Here is a 14,682-nt window from a genome sequence, read left to right as displayed (position 1 = left end):
CCCGTGCGGGCCGTGTGGGCCGTGCGGTCCGTGCGGGCCCGTGCAGGGGCACCCCTTCCAGGGTGCCTCTTCGCGCGCCGCGGTGTCGGGTGCCGCGGGGCGGTCGCGCGCCGGGCCGTTCCTTGGCAGAGTGACCGTGGCTTCTGAGCCATGGCTTCTGGGCCGTGGTTTCCGGGCGGTGGTTTTCGGCCGGTGGACGGGGAGGGCACGTGGGAGAACTGCTCAGGGAATGGGCCCAGGCGGTGGAGGGACAGGAGCGGGTGGAGGCCGCCGTCCCGGACGCGGCCGACCTGCCCGACGTCCTGCTCGACCTGGGGGTCGCCCACGAGGACGTCAACGAACTCGTCGCGCTGCGCCCCCGTGTGACCGACGACCCCGGGACGCTGGCGCTCCTGGAGCGGTGCGTCGGGGCCGTGGTGCGGGACATGGGCACGGTGGGCGGCAGCCCCCGGTTCCCGGCCCCGCCCGACGGCGCGGACCTGCTCGGCCGCTGCTTCTCCGTGTACGTCTACGTGGCGGCGCTGCCCTACACGCGCGCGTACCACCGCGGTCTCGGCGTACCGGAGGACGTCTCGCGGCGCACCCTCGCCGACCTCGGCCGCCACATGGCCGTCCACCGCAGGCGCTACGGGAGTTGCGGCATCCACGCGGTCTCCTGGCTCGGCCTGCACTTCCACGGGGAGCTCTACCAGCTCGGCCGGCTCCAGTACCAGCGGGCCGCGCTCGGCGGGCGTTCCGGCGAGGGGATCGCCGCCGCGGGTGTGCCCCTGAAGACGGGCGATCCGTGCCTCAGCCTCCACATCCCCGACTTCAGGGGCCCGCTCTCGCCGGAGGCGTGCGACCGGTCGCTGCTGTTGGCCGAGGAGTTCTTCGCCCGGCACTATCCGGCGGAGCGCTACGAGATCGCCGTGTGCCACTCCTGGCTCCTCGACGCCCAGTTGAGGCGGTACCTGCGCCCGGACTCCAACCTCGTACGGTTCCAGGAGCGCTTCCGTACGGCCTGGGAGAACCGCGAGCCGGACGACCGGGTGCCGGTCGGCTTCGTCTTCGGTGACCCGGACCTCCCGGTGGAGACACTGCCGCGCCGCACGAGCGTCGAACGGGCGGTCGGGGATCACCTGCGCGCGGGCGGGCACTGGTACGGAGGGCATGGCTGGTTCCCGCTGTCGTGGTCGGGAACGCCCGCCGGGGGACCGCTCGTTGACGGGGCATGAGCCTTGAGATGCGAGAGGGATACGGAGGGACGGGTCCCGGCGCCATCACTCCGGACGGCTGCGCGGTCGAGCTGTACGCGCGCCTGCCCGTGGGAGACGAGCCGGACATCATCGCGGCCGCGGTGCCCGCGGGCGCGAGCGTGCTGGAGCTGGGCTGCGGCGTCGGGCGGATGACGCATCCCCTCGTCGAGCGCGGCTTCACGGTCACGGCGGTGGACGAGTCCGCGGAGATGCTGGCACGGGTGCGCGGGGCGCGCACCATCTGCTCGCCCGTCGAGTCGCTGGACGCGGGCGGCACGTTCGACGTGGTGCTGCTCGCGTCGTTCCTCGTGCACGCGGGCGACGTGGCGGTACGCCAGGGGCTGCTCGACACGTGCCGGCGCCATGTCGCGGGCGGCGGCTGCGTACTGATCCAGCGGGAGGGCCCGGACTATCACACGGACCTGCCGCGCGAGCGCGTCGACCCGGGCATCGGGCTGACGGTGCGGATCGTGTCAGCCGAGCCCGTGGGCGACGGGGTGAACTCGGTCCGTGTGGAGTACGAGTTCCCCGACGCGGCCTGGACGCACACGTTCCTGGCCAGACCGCTCACCCAGGAGCAGTTCGAAGAGGCGCTCGCCGAAGCCGGGTTGAAGGTCGACCGGTATCTGACGGACGACCAGGTGTGGGTGCGGGCCGTTCCCGCGTGAGTTTCCCGGCGGACCGATGAGTTGTGCGGGGTGCGGCCGTCTATCTCTGTGACAGCCGAACAGCGTTCATTCATCGAGGAGCACGACATGTCCGAGACCACCGCCCCCGTCTCCGCCGCAGCGTCCGCGTCCGCCACCCGGGCCCCGGCAGCAGCCGGCCGGGCGCGTGCCGGCCGCGTCGCGCTCCGCACGCTCACGGTGCTGCTCGCGCTGTTCTTCGGCGTCGCGAGCGCCACGCCCAAGCTGATCGCGCACCCCTCGGCGGTCGAGGCGTTCGACACCATCGGCTGGGGGAGCGCGGCGATGTACATCATCGGCGCACTCGAACTGGCGGGAGGCATAGCCCTGTTGGTGCCCGTGCTCTCCGGGATCGCGCCCGTGGCGCTGGGCGCCCTGATGGTCGGCGCGTTCGTCGTCCAGATGACGTCCTTCGACGGGGAGAACGCGGCGACGCCGCTCATCCTGATCGTCCCGCTCGCCCTGCTGGCGTGGACGCGCCGCGACAGGAACGCGGACCTGGTCCGCCTGGTCACGCGCAGGGGCTGACCACGGAGGCGGCCACCCGGCCGACGAGCAGAGCTGGCCCCGCACGGTATGAGCTGGCCCCGCCACGCGCGGGGTCAGCTCATGCCGTGCGGCGTCAGCTCATGCCGGGAGGGCCGTGTGCGGGGCTGGCTTCGCCGTGCGGGCCGTGTGCGGGGCCGGCTTCGCCGTGTGGGCCGTGTGCGGGGTCAGTCTTTGTCGCGCCGGCCCTCCGGAGGGGACGTCGCCGTCCGGCCCGTTTCGAAGGCCGCGCGCAGGCGGTCCATGTCCCTGCGGTCCCGCTTCGTGGGGCGGCCCGCGCCGCGGTCGCGGATGGCCACGGGGGCGACGGCCTCGCGCGGCGGGGGCGGCGGGCTGTTGTCCACGTAGCACTCGACGGCCACCGGGGCGCCCACGCGCTTGCGGATCAGGCGCTTCACGATCACGACGCGCTCGTGCCCGCCGGCCTGCCGCACCCGCACCTCGTCGCCGACCCGCACGGCGTGGGCGGCCTTGACCCGCTCACCGTTGACCTTCACATGTCCGCCCCGGCACGCCGTCGCGCCCGCCGAGCGGGTCTTGGCCAGCCGTACGGACCAGATCCAGCTGTCGATCCGCACGCTCTCGCCGGCGGCGGGGCCGGCCGCCCGAGCCGCGTCCGCCGCGTTCGAAGCCGTACCCGCAGCCGTGTCCGCGGCCGTACCCGAAGCATCATCCGAAGCCATATAACGACCTTAGTCCGCCGAACGCGCCCGCGTGGCCCCGGCCGCGGCGACCGACCGCTACGGCGAAGCGCTGACGCCGGCCACGCACGGGCACGACGCTAGCGGCGCGTGCGGCGCCGGGTCCGCTCGCCCGGGGTCTCGATGAACTGGAGCTCGAGGGCGGCCGGGGCCGGGGCGATGCCGGGGCCGCCCGCCTCGGCCCAGTGCAGGATCTCGTGCGTCGCGTCGTCCCCCATGGACCAGCCCACCCACATCGCGCGCCCGCCGCGCCGCCGGCCCTCGCCCGACGGCTGCACGACCATGACGTTCGCCTGGTCGCACGGGCCCAGACAGTCGGTCACCCGCACCGCGACCCGCCCGCCGGACGAGGCGGCCGCGGCCTGCAGCCGCTCCAGCTGCCACGCGTGGTCGTAGCCGGGGTACTTCGCTTTGTTGCCGCAACAGCAGCCCCGGCACACCACGAGGGTGCAGGGGCGGGTGCGCGCAGCGCCGATCGCTGTCCAGGAGGACACAGAACTCCTTGTCCGGGGGCGGGCGCGGAACGCCCTCGTACAGATACGGGAGCGATTCTTTCAAGTCGCCCGCCCCGCCCTGCCGTCGGTAGCGTGGGTCCATGTCTGTGGAGAGCGAAGCCATGACCGATGACGTCTTCCTCGACCATGTCGCCGAGCGGCTCGCCGGGCTTCCCGGGGTGCGGGCCGTCGCACTCGGCGGGTCGCGGGCCCAGGGCACCCAACGGCCCCACAGCGACTGGGACTTCGCGGTCTACTACCGGGGCCGGGGCACCTTCGAGCCCGGTGACCTGCGCGGCGTCGGCTGGGAGGGCGAGGTCTCCGAGATCGGCGGGTGGGGCGGCGGGGTGTTCAACGGCGGGGCCTGGCTGACCGTCGACGGGCGGCGCGCCGACGTGCACTACCGGGATCTCGACGTCGTGGAACGGGAGCTGGCCGAGGCCGAGCGGGGCCGCGTCCACTGGGAGCCGCTGATGTTCCACCTGGCCGGTATCCCGACCTACCTCGTCGTCGCCGAGCTCGCCGTCAACCAGGTGCTGCGCGGCACGCTGCCCCGCCCCGGCCGCTATCCCGACGCCCTGCGCGAGGCGGCCCCCGAGATGTGGTGGGGCCGGGCCTCCGGCGCGCTGCACTACGCGAAGGCCAACAACGCGCCCCGGGGCGGCAGGACCGAGGTGTACGGGGCGGTCTCCGTGGCCGCGATGTCGGCCGCGCACGCCGTCCTCGCCGCGCGCGGCGAGTGGGTCACCAACGAGAAGCGGCTCCTGGAGCGGGCGGGCCTGCTGGGCGTGCACAGTCTGCTCGCGGGGGCGTCGGGCGACCTGGCCGACGTGCTCGACCGGACTCAGGTTCTTCTGGAGAACGCCGTCGACTCGGCACGCGGCGCCTGATCAGGCACAAGCCCCGGCCCGCCATCCACCTGGACCTGCCATTCGCGCCCCAGCCCGTACTCGGCCTGGTCCTGCCGTTCGCGCCCCAGTCCGTACTCGGCCCGGTCCTGTCGCTCGCGCCCCAGTCCGTACTCGGCCCGGTCCTGTCGTTCGCGCCCGAGCTCGTACTCGGCCTGGTCCTGTCGTACGTGCCCGAGCTCGTACTCGGCCTGGTCCTGCCGTTCGCGCCCCAGCCCGTACTCGGCCTGGTCCTGTCGTACGCGCCCCAGCCCGTACTCCGCCCGGTCCTGCCACACGCGCCCGTTCGTCACGATCAGGCGCACCGCGTCGACGCGTGCAGTGACGGGCAGCATCGGCCGTAGCTCCCGTTCCAGCGCGTCGTACGCCGCCTCGTACGTCTGGGGGCCTTCGTCGTTGGCCAGCGTGAGGTGGGGGTCAAGGTCCGTCGGTCCGAACACGCCCCGGTACGGGACTGCCTCCGGCCAGCGCTTGCGTAGCGACGCGGTGAGGGCGCGGACGGGGCCGTCGGGGTCGGGCGGGAGATAGAGGACGCCCGGGTAGCGCCGGAACTCCGCGAACGTGAGGTCGAACGGGTCCCGGTCCGCGAACAGCGCCGACAGCTCGGCGTGCACGTCAGGGGTGATGCGCGCGGCGGGGAGGAAGGGGTACAGCACCGTGATGTGGGCCGGGAAGGGTGCCCGTACGAAGGCGTCCGCCTCGGGGATCCGGATCGACAGGGCCGTGTCGCCGGGTACGTCCGGCCAGCCGTCCTCGCTGCTCACAGCACGCCATCCTGTCACGCGGCCACTCCGGACATTCCGGTGGCCGCGTCCCGGTGGCCGCGTCCCGGCGAGCAGCACGCCGAGCGGAACCGGCGCGCTGCTCGCGGAACTCGCCGCCTAGGGAGGACCGTTCAGGGGAGGCACATCAGAACGGCAGGCGGACGACCGGTGTGTCACGGCTTCGGGAGTGCGCAGCCCGGCGCGCTGAGGTCGATCTTGTTGCCGATTCCGACACAGGGCACGATGCCGTACGTCTCCTCTGCGTAGTTGATGCCCTGGCGGACGGTGACGTTGCCGTTCTCGTCGACCTCGCACGGGTTGTTGACCGTGCAGCTGGCGCCGTCCTCGTTGCCCGTGTTGTTGACCGCCACGACCTTGCCGGTCGCCGCGTCGAGCACCGGTGAGCCGGACGTGCCGCCGATCGTGTTGCAGGCGGAGGTGTAGCGGACCGAGTCCTTCCAGGTCCAGTCGCCCTCCTTGAGGCGGTACACGAAGCCGTCGATGTTGCAGCTGTAGGTCCGCTTCCAGTAGCCCGAGACGACCTTGATGGCCGTACCGGCCGTCGGGTGCGAGGCCGACAGTTCGAGCGCCTTGATGCCGTACGAGCTCTCGATCTGCTGGTAGGTGCTCGTGAGTTGGTAGAGCGAGACGTCCGTGTCCGTCATCGTGCCGTACGCGATCTTGCTCGCGCGCAGCGTCGCGACCTTGCTGCCCGCGGAGTTGAGCAGGCTGAAGGTGCGGGAGGAGGGCTGGTCGACGATGACCTGGCCCGGGCCGGGGAAACCGCTCTCGAGGCAGTGGCCGTTGGACATGACCAGGGCCGGGTCCGTGGGCTGGGAGTTCGGCACGCGGACGACCGAACCGGAACAGTTGCTGAGCGCCACCGTTCCGGCGTACGAGACGGCCTTGATGTTCTGCTGAGCCTGCTGAGCGCCGACTGCCGTGGCGGGCGCGGCTGTTGCTCCGACGAGCAGCATGCCGAACACCGCGCTGACGAGAGGCTTCTTCATGTGGGGGGTCCTCTCCCGTGCTTGCTGAAACCGGCAGGGCGCCGGTTTTGACATGTGCATTGTGGTGGTGTCGGCGTCAGCGGACAACAGTGCATGCTCAGCGAACACGAATGAGTTTCCAGGGGAGTTCACGAAGGAGTCCTTGACGGAGTCCCTGGAGGAGTCTTCGGGGGAGCCTCTGGAAGACCGCGAAGATTTTTCTCCGCCGAGCGATGAGTTCCGCGATGACCCCCGGTCAACCGTCCGAGGAGTACCGACCCGAGGAGGACCCATGGGGCTGCCGGACGTCGTCACACGCGAGGAGTGGCTCGGCGCGCGCCAAGAACTGCTCGCCAGGGAGGAGGCGGCGATCCGCGCCCGCGACGAGCTCAACGCCCGGCGGCGCGCATTGCCCATGGTCGAGATCGAGAGGCTGTACGTCTTCGAGGGGCCGGACGGGAAGACGGAGCTTCTGGACCTCTTCGAGGGCCGCTCCCAGCTGATCGTCTACCACTTCATGTTCGGCCCCGACCAGGACGCAGGCTGCCCCGACTGCTCCGCCTTCCTCGACCAGATCGGCCACCTCGCCCATCTGCGCGCCAGGGGCACGGAGTTCGCCGCCGTTTCACGCGCGCCGTTCACCCGGCTTCTGCCGTTCAAGGCCCGCATGGGCTGGACGGTGCCCTGGTACTCCTCGTGCGCGAGCGACTTCAGCCTCGACTTCGGCTTCTCGTCGGACGAGGGGGGCGGTGACCTGCCCGGGATCAGTTGCTTCCTGCGGGACGGCGACCGGGTCTATCACACGTACTCCGCCACCGGCCGGGCCCTCGACGGCGTCGGCTCCATCGCGAGCCTGCTCGACCTGACCGCGCTCGGCCGCCAGGAGGAGTGGGAGGAGCCGCGCGGGCGGGCATCGGCGCTCGGCACCCCGGCGGGCAGCGCCCGCGTGCGCTATCACGACGAGTATCTGGACTGACGGACTGACGGACTGACGGACTGACGGACTGACGGACCGGCGGACCGGCGGACTGACGGACCGACAGACGGCGGACTGATGGGCTGCGCTGCGCGTCAGGCGGGGTCGGGTGCCCCCGCGCCGATCGAGCGGGACCAGACGGGCGTCGTACCCGTGACCCGGCACAGCGCGAGATACAGCGGGATCGGCGGGGTGTACGGGACGCTGCCGTCGGGCCGGTGGATCAGTCCCGGCGCGCGCCGCGCGTCCGGCACCAGCGCGCCGGTGGTGTAGCGGGCCGGGGCGGGCCACTCCAGGGCGACGTCCGAGTCCGACGGAACGATCCACCACCAGAGGTCACCGTCGGCGTAGACGCACCCCATGCGCGGAAGGCGCGCGACCATGGCGCGCCCGCAGGCCTCGGGGACCGCCACGGCGTCGCAGCCGAGCGGCGCCGTCATGCCGTCGGGGACGGTGAGCCTGAGCGGCTCCGCGGCCCGAACCGCCTGCTGCTGCCGCTGCCGGGAGAAGCGGACCAGCGAGTCGAGATCCATGGTCCGCGTCGTCACCACACCCATCCCGCTCCCGCCCCTGTCCCCGTGCCGGGGTCGCCCGCCGGGCCGAAGCCGCCGGCGAACCCCGTCTCGAACCCCGTCTCGAACTCTGATGCGAACTCAGATGTGAACTGCTGGGTGTCGAAGCCCTGATCCGCGCCGGCTCCGAAGGTGTGCGGCCCACCGCCGCCGAGCGCTCCGGGTCCCGCGCCGAACTGCTGCCCGGGGACGCCTGGGCCGCCCGGGCCGCCGGCGCCCTCCGCGCCGTTCAGATCGCGTGCGAGCTCGGCCCACACGAGCAGGCCGGGGCCGGTCTCCTGCGCGCCCCACGCGGTACTCACCGCCGCCACGAGCAGCAGGCCGCGCCCGTGCTCCTCCTCCGGCGCCACACGGCGGCCGGGATGTGGCGCGCCGGGGGACCAGCCCTCGTCACGCACGGCTATCCGGACCCGGTCGTGACCGTCGTGGAGCTCGCACACTATGCGGCGGCTCGCGGTGTGGACGATCGCGTTCGTGACCAGTTCGGAGATGACCAGGGCGGCCGCGTCGCAGGTGTCGTCGCACACTGCCCAGCCGCGGAGGTGGGCGCGCGTCAGCTTCCGGGCCTGGGCGGCAGATCCCGGGTGGGGAGCCAGTTCGAAGCTGCTGCGGCGGCGCACGGACGCGGCGCCGGAGCGCGCATCGGATTCGTCACCGAGCGTAGCTTCGCCGACTTCTGTTCCTAACGGCACGGACGGAGTCACGCTTGCCACTATCGCCCCGTCGCGAACACTTGGCAAGAGCCACTCTGAAAAGTGCAGAGTGCAGTGTGCTCCGGCGCCCGGCCATGGCACACTGCTGACGGCGGTGTGTCATAAGGCGCCCGCCACGGCGAGAGCGCCGGAGATCCCGGGGAAGTCGCCCGGCCCGACCGGGCGTTGGGGCGCACCACAGGACCGCAGCACCACAAGACCGCAGCACCGCAGCACCACAGGACCGCAGCACCGCAGCACCACAAGACCGCAGCACCGCAAGGCCGCAAGACCACAGGACCACAGGGAAGACTGGGAGGTAGGGGGCGTGAGCGAACCGCGGTCCGCGCCGACGGTTGGCCAGGTCGTCCTCGGCCGGCGCCTCCAGGACCTGCGTGAACGGGCCGGACTCAAGCGCGAGGAGGCCGCCAAGGTCCTGCGCGTCGCCCCCGCCACGGTCCGCCGCATGGAGATGGCCGAGGTCGGCCTGAAGATCCCCTACCTCCAGCTCCTCCTGAAGTCCTACGGCGTCACCGACGAGGAGGCCGACGCCTTCGTCACCCTCGCCGAGGACGCCAACAAGCCCGGCTGGTGGCAGCGTTACCACGACATCCTGCCGGGCTGGTTCTCGATGTACGTGAGCCTGGAGGGCGCCGCGAGCCTCATCCGGTCGTACGAGCCCCACTTCGTCCCCGGCCTCCTGCAGACCGAGGACTACGCGCGTGGCGTGCTGCGTTCCGGAGCCGTAGGCCGCACCCTCGCCGAGGACCCCGACGTCATAGAGCGGCACATCGCGCTCCGTATGCGGCGGCAGGAGCTGATCACCCGTGAGGACGCCCCGCGCCTGTGGATGGTGATGGACGAGACCGCCCTGCGCCGTCCCGTCGGCGGCCCCGACGTGATGCGGGCCCAGATCGACCGGCTCCTGGAGGCCACGGAGCTGGCCAACGTCACGCTCCAGATCGCCGAGTTCGTCTCCGGCCCGCACCCCGGCACGTACGGCCCCTTCGTGCTGTTCCGATTTGCCGTGCCGGAACTGCCCGACATGGTCTACAGCGAGTACCTGACCGGCGCGGTCTACCTCGACGCGCGCCCCGAGGTGGCCACCCATCTCGAGGTCATGGACCGCATGGCGGCTCATGCCGCGACGGCACATCGCACAAAGGACATCCTCCGGGATCTCCGCAAGGAGCTGTGAATGGATCGGATCAAAGCCCGCATACGAGGCGTCGACGGCGAGGTCATCTACAACGGGATGCCCGCCCGCGAACTCGGCACCGAAGGCTGGCACAAGCCGTGGAGCGGCGGGAACGGCGGCAACTGCGTCGAGGCGATGAAGCTGGCCGACGGCCGGGTCGCGATGCGCCAGTCCGCCGACCCGGACGGCCCTGCCCTGATCTACACCCCCGGCGAGATCACCGCCTTCATCGAGGGCGCCAAGGCCGGCGCGGCGGACTTCCTGCTGTCCTGACCTGGCGGCCCGACGGGGGATGTCGCAGGTCAGGCAGTCATCGGGCGGCCCAACGGGGGTTGTCGCAGGTCAGGCGTCAGGCGTCAGGCTGTCATCGGGCGGTCGTACGGGCCGATCGGCGCGGGCAGCCGCGTCGCGCCGGTGAGCCAGTGGTCCACCGCGGCGGCCGCGGCCCGGCCCTCGGCGATGGCCCACACGACGAGCGACTGCCCGCGGCCCGCGTCACCCGCCGCGAACACGCCGGGCGCCGACGTCGCGAACCGCGCGTCCCGGACCAGGGCGCCGCGCGCGTCCGTCGCGAGACCGAGCTGGCCGACCGGAGTGCCGGCGCCCCGCTCGGGCCCCGAGAAGCCCAGCGCGAGCAGCACCAGATCGGCGGGCAGCACCCGGGACGTGCCCTGCCGGGGCCGCCGGGCCTCGTCGACCTCGACGAGATGCAGCTCCGTCACCCGGCCCTCGTCGTCCCCGGTGAAGCGCAGCGTGGACGCCGCAAACAGCCGGGCGTCGGCGTGCGCCGCAGGAGCGGTCCGCAGCTCCCCGGCCTCCTCGTGCGCGGCGGAAAGACGGTAGATCTTCGGATACGTGGGCCAGGGCTCGACGTTCTCGTCGCGCTCGGCGCCCGGCTGCCCGTAGATGTCCAGCTGCGTGACCGACGCGGCCCCCTCCCGGACCGCCGTGCCCAGGCAGTCGGCGCCGGTGTCCCCGCCCCCGACGATCACGACGTGCTTGCCGGCGGCCGACAGGGGAGAGGCGTCGAGATCACCCTGGCAGGCCCGGTTGGCGAGCGGCAGATACTCCATGGCCTGCCGGATGCCGCTCAACTCCCGCCCAGGAACGTCCAGTTCACGCCAGGCGGTGGCGCCGACCGCGAGGATCACGGCGTCGTAGCGGGACCGCAGCTCCGCCGCGTCGATGTCCCGGCCCACCTCCACCGACGTACGGAAACGCACGCCCTCCGCGCGCAACTGCTCCAGCCTGCGGTCCAGATGGCGCTTCTCCATCTTGAAGCTGGGGATGCCGTACCGCAGCAGTCCGCCCGGCCGGTCGTCGCGCTCGAACACGGCGACCGTGTGTCCGGCGCGGGTGAGCTGCTGCGCCGCGGCGAGCCCCGCCGGGCCCGAGCCGACCACCGCGACCGTGCGGCCCGTGAGGCGGTCCGGGGGCTTGGGCGGGGTGAGGCCGTCCCGCCAGGCCCGGTCGGCGATCGCCACCTCGACGTTCTTGATCGTCACCGCGGGCTGGTTGATCGCCAGGACGCAGCCCGCCTCGCACGGGGCCGGGCACAGGCGTCCGGTGAACTCGGGGAAGTTGTTCGTGGCGTGCAGCCGGTCGCTCGCCGCCCGCCAGTCGCTCCGCGACACGAGATCGTTCCACTCCGGGATCAGGTTCCCGAGCGGGCACGCCTCGTGGCAGAACGGGACGCCGCAGTCCATGCAGCGGTCGGCCTGCGCCTCGACGATCGGCAGGAGCGCCCCGGGGACGTACACCTCGTCCCAGTCACGGACGCGCTCTTCGACAGGGCGGCGCGGCCACTCCCGCCGGGGGGTGGTGAGAAAGCCCTTGGGGTCGGCCATGGCCGTCTCCCTTGCCGTCTCCCTTGCCGTGTGCTTCTCGCCACGATACGTCCGTTCTCCCTGGTCCGCAGGGGCGCGGGCAGGGCGGTGGCACCCTGGTCCGCGGGGCGCGGGCGGGGGTGACGCAGCGTTGCGGCAGGGTTGCGGCGAGGCTGCCGCAGGGGCGCGCGGCTCAGGTCAGGGCGAGGACGAACGCCGCCGACGCGGCCAGCGACGCGGCGCCTCGGACGTGGTTCCACAGCAGCCACTCGGACGCGTAGCGACGCCAGGGGCCGACGCTGTCCGGCGCGTCCGGGTCCAGCTTCGACAGTGCCTCGTTGCGCGGGACGTTCGCGACGACGGTCACGCCGAACGCGCCCACCAGCTGGAGCGCGCTGCCGAGCAGCAGTGCGACGGTGCCCTGGTCCGGCCAGAGCACGAACGTCACGACGGCGACCACCGCGCACAGCGCCGCCGCCCCCAGGAACACCACCAAGAACGCGGGATTCACCGCGGCGGCGTTGATCGCCTGCATCGCCGCGATGCCCCGCTCCGGCGGCAGCGCGGCCAGCCCCTTCATCACGAACGCCGAGAACGCGATGAAGACGCCGGCCGACACCCCGCAGGCCAGCGCGCTCAGGACGACGAGCACGAAGTACGGTCCCTCGATCATCACAACCCCCCGTCCATCACAACCCCCCGTCGGCGACCCCGCCGGCAACTCCTTCGGCGGCGCGGCGCGGCGCGGTCCGGTCGGAGATCCTGCCGCACGGGGCGGGTGACCGCCACCGATATCCCCCTCATGCCCCCCATGTCCCCCGCGCGCGTCACGCCCGCCCCGCGCGCCACTCACGCAGTACCGCCTGCACCGGTGCCTCGATCCTCCGCCGGGCCTCGGACCGCCGTACGCCGCTCATCAGCAACGCGTCGTATGCGGTCTCCGTGTGCCGCACCGCTGCCCGTACCGCCGCCGTCACCGCGGCCTCCGACAGGGCGCGGCCCGCCGCGCTGCGCCCCACCCGGCCGCTGCCCCGCACCGACGCGTGCGCCGCGACGGCCGCCGCCCGGTCCGGCGGACAGCCGGGAAAGAGCCGCAGGATCTCCCGCGCGAACGCGGCCGTGAACCGCTCGTCCTGCGCCGCCCTGCGCGCCGCGTCCCGCGCCCGGCGCCGGGCCCGCGCGTCCGCGTCCGCCAGGCACCGCTCCTCGGCGCGGGCCAGCGCCGCCTCCTCCACGAGTACGCCCTGGCGCTCGTACCGGCCGCGCCTGCGATGGAAGCGCACGACCACTGCCGACAGTGAACTGCCTTCCCTGGCACGGCGGGTGAGGGCCCAGTCGCCGCGCGGCAGGTACACGAGATGCCCGAGGTCCGCGCAGTCCATACAGCGTGGCGCCGCGTCCTCCATGGTCAGCAGCGCCAGCGGCCCCGTGCGGCACTCCGCGCAGTACCGGCGCTTCAGCGGCTGCACGACGACCGGCCCGCCGGGTCCGGTGCGCGGCGGGGGAGTCCGGTGCCGGGCGACCAGGTCGTCGGGGGCCAGGTCGTGGGGGGCAGCCAGGTCGTGAGGGACCAGGTCGTGGGGGGCAGCCAAGTCGTGAGGGACCGGGTCGTGAGGGACCGGGTCGTGGTGGACCAGATCGTGGGGGACCCGTTCGGGCCCGGCCGTGGCGGTCATACGCGGTTCATTCCCCGCGTGCGGGCGGGAACGCGTAGCGGGCCCCGGGACCGGACGGCATCCGTCGCGGGAGGCATCATGAGGTGCGTGCGACTCGAAGCGATCACCTGGGAACGGCTCGGCGACGCCCTGGCCGAGCGGCTGCTCGACCTGAAACCGGGCGACGGCAGCCCCTGGCCCCGGGTCGCCTTCGACGGCCCGCCGGCCGCCCGCCCCGGCGACCTCGCCCAACTGGTCGGGGAGGCACTGCGCGTACGCGGCCGACCGTCGCTCGCCGTGGACACGGGCGGCTTCCTGCGGCCCGCGTCGCTGCGCTTCGAGTACGGGCGCGAGGACGTGGAGGCGTACTACAGCGGCTGGTTCGACACGGCGGCGCTGTGGCGCGAGGTCTTCGGGCCGCTCGAACCGGGCGGCACCGGACGCGTCCTGCCCGACCTGTGGGACCCGGCGGCCGACCGGGCCACCCGCAGCCCGTACGTCCAACTGCCGCCCGGCGGAGCCCTGTTGCTGCACGGGCCGCTGCTCCTCGGGCACTGGTTCCCGTTCGACCTGACCGTGCACCTGCGCCTCTCGCCGGCCGCACTGCGCCGCCGCACCCCCGAGGAGGAGCGCTGGACCCTGCCCGCCTTCGAGCGCTACGAGGAAGAGACGGACCCGGCCACCGCCGCCGACGTGGTCGTACGGGCCGACGACCCCCGGCACCCGGCCTGGGGCGGCCTCCCGGAGTGACCGGCGCGGTCCCCGGGCGGGGGCGGGGCACCGTCTCTCCCAGGTGCGGGCTCCGCGCGGCGCGGAGAGAATGATGTGCGCCGGGACATGCGGCGCCGCCGCGCCGCGCCGGCCGCCCGGCAATGGGAGGTACTCAATGACCACCGCCGGAGACATCATGCACCGCGGCGCGCAGTGGATCCCCGCGCACGAGACCCTGGATCGCGCCGCCCAGCTCATGCGGCAGCTGAACGTGGGCGCGCTGCCCATCAGCGACGAGAACGAGCGGCTGTGCGGCATCCTCACCGACCGCGACATCGTGGTCGGCTGCGTGGCCATGGGCCACGACCCCGCCAAGATCACGGCAGGCGAGCTGGCCAAGGGCACGCCCCGCTGGGTCGATGCGGGCGCGGACCTCGACGAGGTGCTCCAGGAGATGCAGGGGCACCAGATCCGCCGGCTCCCCGTCATCGAGAACAAGCGGCTCGTCGGCATGATCAGCGAGGCCGACCTTGCGACCCATCTGTCCGAGGAACAGATGTCGGGCTGGGTCGAGAGCGTCTACGCGAGGGCCTGACCTTCGCAAGGACCTGACCTTCGCAAGGGCCTGACCTTCGCAAGGACCTGACCTCCGCAAGGACCTGACCTTCGCGAGGACCCTGACCTTTCGGACAGCGACCCGGCGGGCCGCTCTCCCCGGACCGGCCCGCC

The 14,682-nt window shown here is 72.9% G+C and carries 18 protein-coding genes; 9 read left to right on the top strand and 9 right to left on the bottom strand.

Annotation, left to right across the window (positions count from 1 at the left end; genetic code table 11):
* The first annotated feature begins 218 nt into the window (after window positions 1–218).
* The 3 genes from EOT10_RS24560 (at window position 219) to EOT10_RS24550 (ending at window position 2,449) form a co-directional block, all read left to right on the top strand.
* A complete protein-coding gene (locus EOT10_RS24560; RefSeq protein WP_189492039.1) occupies window positions 219–1,214 on the top strand; it encodes an acyltransferase domain-containing protein in 996 nt (331 codons plus the stop codon).
* A gap of 8 nt (window positions 1,215–1,222) precedes the next feature.
* Window positions 1,223–1,903 (top strand): class I SAM-dependent methyltransferase, encoded by a 681-nt coding sequence (locus EOT10_RS24555; protein ID WP_127830488.1) that lies wholly within the window; start codon window positions 1,223–1,225, stop codon window positions 1,901–1,903.
* A gap of 87 nt (window positions 1,904–1,990) precedes the next feature.
* Window positions 1,991–2,449, top strand: coding sequence for a DoxX family protein (locus tag EOT10_RS24550; protein WP_127830487.1), 459 nt, complete (start codon window positions 1,991–1,993; stop codon window positions 2,447–2,449).
* A 185-nt stretch (window positions 2,450–2,634) separates the two neighbouring features.
* On the opposite strand, the gene EOT10_RS24545 is transcribed toward EOT10_RS24550, so the two are convergent.
* Entirely contained in the window at window positions 2,635–3,150 is a 516-nt protein-coding gene (locus tag EOT10_RS24545; RefSeq protein ID WP_127830486.1) for an RNA-binding S4 domain-containing protein, read from the bottom strand.
* 98 nt (window positions 3,151–3,248) lie between these two features.
* Window positions 3,249–3,662: a (2Fe-2S) ferredoxin domain-containing protein gene (locus tag EOT10_RS24540; protein ID WP_127830485.1), complete on the bottom strand. Its 414-nt coding sequence runs from the start codon at window positions 3,660–3,662 to the stop codon at window positions 3,249–3,251.
* A gap of 101 nt (window positions 3,663–3,763) precedes the next feature.
* On the opposite strand from EOT10_RS24540, the gene EOT10_RS24535 reads away from it, so the two are divergent.
* Window positions 3,764–4,552 carry a nucleotidyltransferase domain-containing protein gene (locus EOT10_RS24535; protein ID WP_223281169.1) on the top strand — a complete coding sequence of 263 codons (789 nt, stop codon included), beginning with the start codon at window positions 3,764–3,766 and terminating at the stop codon, window positions 4,550–4,552.
* On the opposite strand, the gene EOT10_RS42885 is transcribed toward EOT10_RS24535, so the two are convergent.
* Entirely contained in the window at window positions 4,507–5,334 is an 828-nt protein-coding gene (locus EOT10_RS42885; RefSeq protein WP_317617360.1) for a 2'-5' RNA ligase family protein, read from the bottom strand. The genes EOT10_RS24535 and EOT10_RS42885 overlap by 46 nt on opposite strands.
* 173 nt (window positions 5,335–5,507) lie before the next feature.
* On the bottom strand, window positions 5,508–6,344 hold the full coding sequence (locus EOT10_RS24525) for a S1 family peptidase (RefSeq protein WP_127830483.1): 837 nt from the start codon (window positions 6,342–6,344) through the stop codon (window positions 5,508–5,510).
* A 271-nt stretch (window positions 6,345–6,615) separates the two neighbouring features.
* Here EOT10_RS24525 and EOT10_RS24520 point away from each other — a divergent pair, with 271 nt between their 5' ends.
* Entirely contained in the window at window positions 6,616–7,299 is a 684-nt protein-coding gene (locus tag EOT10_RS24520; protein WP_127830482.1) for a DUF899 domain-containing protein, read from the top strand.
* A gap of 95 nt (window positions 7,300–7,394) precedes the next feature.
* Here the strand turns inward: EOT10_RS24520 and EOT10_RS24515 are convergent, their stop codons facing one another.
* The gene (locus EOT10_RS24515; RefSeq protein ID WP_127830481.1) at window positions 7,395–7,856 is read right to left on the bottom strand and encodes a hypothetical protein; all 462 of its coding nucleotides are present in this window, start codon (window positions 7,854–7,856) and stop codon (window positions 7,395–7,397) included.
* Window positions 7,844–8,563 (bottom strand): ATP-binding protein, encoded by a 720-nt coding sequence (locus EOT10_RS24510; protein WP_223281168.1) that lies wholly within the window; start codon window positions 8,561–8,563, stop codon window positions 7,844–7,846. The genes EOT10_RS24515 and EOT10_RS24510 overlap by 13 nt, the downstream gene beginning before the upstream one ends.
* Before the next feature lie 328 nt (window positions 8,564–8,891).
* Here EOT10_RS24510 and EOT10_RS24500 point away from each other — a divergent pair, with 328 nt between their 5' ends.
* Window positions 8,892–9,761: a Sco1979 family transcriptional regulator gene (locus tag EOT10_RS24500; protein WP_127830478.1), complete on the top strand. Its 870-nt coding sequence runs from the start codon at window positions 8,892–8,894 to the stop codon at window positions 9,759–9,761.
* Complete coding sequence (locus EOT10_RS24495) at window positions 9,762–10,034, top strand: DUF397 domain-containing protein (protein WP_127830477.1); 273 nt, start codon at window positions 9,762–9,764, stop codon at window positions 10,032–10,034. It abuts the gene before it with no gap.
* An 83-nt stretch (window positions 10,035–10,117) separates the two neighbouring features.
* On the opposite strand, the gene EOT10_RS24490 is transcribed toward EOT10_RS24495, so the two are convergent.
* The 3 genes from EOT10_RS24490 to EOT10_RS24480 form a co-directional block, all read right to left on the bottom strand.
* Complete coding sequence (locus EOT10_RS24490) at window positions 10,118–11,608, bottom strand: glutamate synthase subunit beta (protein WP_127830476.1); 1,491 nt, start codon at window positions 11,606–11,608, stop codon at window positions 10,118–10,120.
* 172 nt (window positions 11,609–11,780) lie between these two features.
* Complete coding sequence (locus EOT10_RS24485; protein ID WP_127830475.1) at window positions 11,781–12,260, bottom strand: anthrone oxygenase family protein; 480 nt, start codon at window positions 12,258–12,260, stop codon at window positions 11,781–11,783.
* Between the two features lie 154 nt (window positions 12,261–12,414).
* The gene (locus EOT10_RS24480; protein ID WP_127830474.1) at window positions 12,415–13,263 is read right to left on the bottom strand and encodes a DUF2293 domain-containing protein; all 849 of its coding nucleotides are present in this window, start codon (window positions 13,261–13,263) and stop codon (window positions 12,415–12,417) included.
* Window positions 13,264–13,341: 78 nt separating this feature from the next.
* Here EOT10_RS24480 and EOT10_RS24475 point away from each other — a divergent pair, with 78 nt between their 5' ends.
* The gene (locus tag EOT10_RS24475; protein WP_189492018.1) at window positions 13,342–13,992 is read left to right on the top strand and encodes a nucleoside/nucleotide kinase family protein; all 651 of its coding nucleotides are present in this window, start codon (window positions 13,342–13,344) and stop codon (window positions 13,990–13,992) included.
* Between the two features lie 136 nt (window positions 13,993–14,128).
* The gene (locus EOT10_RS24470; protein WP_127830472.1) at window positions 14,129–14,548 is read left to right on the top strand and encodes a CBS domain-containing protein; all 420 of its coding nucleotides are present in this window, start codon (window positions 14,129–14,131) and stop codon (window positions 14,546–14,548) included.
* Window positions 14,549–14,682 lie beyond the last annotated feature (134 nt).

It is taken from the genome of Streptomyces antnestii (assembly GCF_004005495.1).
GTDB lineage: Bacteria > Actinomycetota > Actinomycetes > Streptomycetales > Streptomycetaceae > Streptomyces > Streptomyces antnestii.
The sequence above is the reverse complement of the archived record's forward strand: the minus strand, read 5'-3'. Positions and strand labels throughout refer to the sequence as shown.

Bases quoted from the DNA above. Each gene is read 5' to 3' on its own strand.
- EOT10_RS24475 (WP_189492018.1), top strand. From the start codon at position 13,342: ATGAGGTGCGTGCGACTCGAAGCGATCACCTGGGAACGGCTCGGCGAC.
- EOT10_RS24480 (WP_127830474.1), bottom strand. From the start codon at position 13,263: ATGACCGCCACGGCCGGGCCCGAACGGGTCCCCCACGATCTGGTCCAC.
- EOT10_RS24495 (WP_127830477.1), top strand. From the start codon at position 9,762: ATGGATCGGATCAAAGCCCGCATACGAGGCGTCGACGGCGAGGTCATC.
- EOT10_RS24490 (WP_127830476.1), bottom strand. From the start codon at position 11,608: ATGGCCGACCCCAAGGGCTTTCTCACCACCCCCCGGCGGGAGTGGCCG.
- EOT10_RS24525 (WP_127830483.1), bottom strand. From the start codon at position 6,344: ATGAAGAAGCCTCTCGTCAGCGCGGTGTTCGGCATGCTGCTCGTCGGA.
- EOT10_RS24555 (WP_127830488.1), top strand. From the start codon at position 1,223: ATGCGAGAGGGATACGGAGGGACGGGTCCCGGCGCCATCACTCCGGAC.
- EOT10_RS24515 (WP_127830481.1), bottom strand. From the start codon at position 7,856: ATGGGTGTGGTGACGACGCGGACCATGGATCTCGACTCGCTGGTCCGC.
- EOT10_RS24470 (WP_127830472.1), top strand. From the start codon at position 14,129: ATGACCACCGCCGGAGACATCATGCACCGCGGCGCGCAGTGGATCCCC.
- EOT10_RS24535 (WP_223281169.1), top strand. From the start codon at position 3,764: ATGTCTGTGGAGAGCGAAGCCATGACCGATGACGTCTTCCTCGACCAT.
- EOT10_RS24485 (WP_127830475.1), bottom strand. From the start codon at position 12,260: ATGATCGAGGGACCGTACTTCGTGCTCGTCGTCCTGAGCGCGCTGGCC.
- EOT10_RS24550 (WP_127830487.1), top strand. From the start codon at position 1,991: ATGTCCGAGACCACCGCCCCCGTCTCCGCCGCAGCGTCCGCGTCCGCC.
- EOT10_RS24545 (WP_127830486.1), bottom strand. From the start codon at position 3,150: ATGGCTTCGGATGATGCTTCGGGTACGGCCGCGGACACGGCTGCGGGT.
- EOT10_RS24520 (WP_127830482.1), top strand. From the start codon at position 6,616: ATGGGGCTGCCGGACGTCGTCACACGCGAGGAGTGGCTCGGCGCGCGC.